This is a genomic window from Corynebacterium sp. H127 (assembly GCF_037482665.1).
GTDB lineage: Bacteria > Actinomycetota > Actinomycetes > Mycobacteriales > Mycobacteriaceae > Corynebacterium.
In genome coordinates this window covers 1-2,062 of sequence record NZ_JBBHKY010000025.1, presented here as the reverse complement: position 1 = coordinate 2,062, position 2,062 = coordinate 1, and the positions used below count along the sequence as shown (strand labels likewise).

The following is a 2,062-nucleotide window of genomic DNA, read 5'->3' as shown; positions in this document are numbered from 1 at the left end:
CAATGGACATCGTGTTCACAAGGTGGTGGGACTTCCGGCTCAAAGAGGGCAAAATCATCCCAACCGACCAAGGACATGTTCTCGAGCCGGGTTACCGCGCCCAGCTAATTGATGAGCTCCGCGAAGCGCCCGCCCGTCAACGCCGAGGATTCTTCAAGGACTACATCTCCAGGTTCCAAGATCGACATAAAGACACCTAATAGGTGCTGTCTTCCGTTCATATCCCGAGTGGAAGACAGCACTTTTCCACTCATTGTGGGGACTTGCATCCGCAAGTCCCCACTCCCCAGTCCGATACACTAGCGAACACAAAAACAAAAGAAACCGGAGGTCACTCCCTCTTTCGAGTTTGTGATCTCCGTCCCTTGCGGTTCGTGAACCGCTCCCACGAATCCGCGCCGAATTTGAAGCCGCTACGGCCTGTAATGAGGCTGTTTCCACCAGGTTCAATCAAGGAATAACAGGCGACGAAGATACTTTAGTCTGGCTTGGACAAACCGTTACGGACTTGAATAGGGTGCAACTTAGCACCAGGGACTGGAGGCTACGCCGTCTCGTTCACCTTGGGCAACTGGAAATTATCAGAGCACACTACCGGTGCGGTATCCCTGTCGAGTCAATGTTGATAGGAGTCCTGCCCAGGGACGCTATAGCTGATATTTCTCGATACTGCCCTCCACAAGCACCCCCACAACGAGCACAAGCGCAAATCGCGATGGAGTGCATGTCTGAAGTCTGCAAATGCACCAACCAGATGGTGGCAATTTGCACGAAAAAGAGCGGCCTCAACATCGGTCCTTGGGGACAGATTCGGTACAAATTAGCCCTGCTAAGAGACCAACCGATGTTACGACGAAAATTCTACTTAGACTGATCCGCTGGCCCCTAGTAAGTCACTGTGAATGCGAAAGAAGCTGGCTACTTGCTACGGAATCTCGGATAGCCCCAGAGAAAAGCAGGCCTGGTTACCAATCGCCGACTTGGCACCATCACTGCAGTTAACCTCAAAGTTAATGAACTTATCCACAGCATGTCTGCATCTGTCGGACGACCGCCACCTGCTGTAAGTTGTATCAGCCACAGGACACTATGAATTCTCGACGGACCAACAAGTAATCAGACCGATAGGTCATCAAGATTGATTCTTTGGCTTTACAATTTCTGTCTCCTCAACCCAACGTGCCACAACCGACAAGACAGCCAAATACTCCAAAGCCTCCTGTTGAGACCACCCAGGTGCCACCGAATGCGCAACGACATTACGAATCCCTGCAAACACGCCCATAGCTAACAAATGCAGCCCATCTTGACGTGACTTCCACGTATCCGAATCACGCGGTCCGGGCAACCACAGACGTACACTCTTTGGGCTTACTTTCGGCGAGAACACCTCACTAGCAAGTTCCCGGTCAGCGGTGTCCATCCCAGACTTCTTCTGGATATGAGCGGTAAGCGACTTTGCACCATACTCGACCGCGACTTCAAACTGGTCCGCTTGCCAAAATTGCGCTGCGGCACCCCAGACCCACTCATGTAGCTCGTCCGCCACAAATGAAGGTCCCTGCGGAGCGAGCTTCTTCTTCCATTCATCTTGATCTCGCAGCACAGCGAGAGCTTTCCGCGTTGCGGTTGCAGTTGCCCTAAGCCCACTGTACAACTCGGAAATACCAAATGTGTCGGTAATTAGCGAGGGGTCCAGTACCTTGATAATCTGCTGGACTGTAGGCAGCTGATCCTCTACAGAATTGGTGATGGGTCTCATCAGATTCTCGTCCCAATACTGGCCTGCCGGTATGCGGTCGCTAAGCCGATCATGTTCCTCACAACTCTCAAGAAACTGTTCCAGCTTGCCTCGTGCCCAGTCATTATCCATATCCGATAGATTAATGCGTCGGCTACAAAGAGGCGAGAAGCCAACTGCAAGAAATGCTCTCCTGAAGTGCCCCAGGTTTTGTTCCGCTTGAGTGGATGGGAAAATCTGGAACATGCCTAAGAAGTTTGACCAGGATGCGAAGGACCGCGTGGTCCGTCTTGTTGAGGATCGCATTCTGGCGGAGAATCT

General features: G+C 51.9%; 2 protein-coding genes. One reads left to right on the top strand and one right to left on the bottom strand.

Annotation, left to right across the window (positions count from 1 at the left end):
• Positions 1-200 (top strand): hypothetical protein (locus WG936_RS12190; RefSeq protein ID WP_339573058.1); only part of this gene is annotated, 200 nt, incomplete at its 5' end.
• A 932-nt stretch (positions 201-1,132) separates the two neighbouring features.
• Here WG936_RS12190 and WG936_RS12185 read toward each other — a convergent pair.
• Positions 1,133-1,873, bottom strand: coding sequence for a TIGR02391 family protein (locus WG936_RS12185; protein WP_339573057.1), 741 nt, complete (start codon positions 1,871-1,873; stop codon positions 1,133-1,135).
• Positions 1,874-2,062 lie beyond the last annotated feature (189 nt).

Coding starts and splice junctions, on each gene's coding strand:
- WG936_RS12185 (WP_339573057.1), bottom strand. CDS start 1,873: ATGGATAATGACTGGGCACGAGGCAAGCTGGAACAGTTTCTTGAGAGT.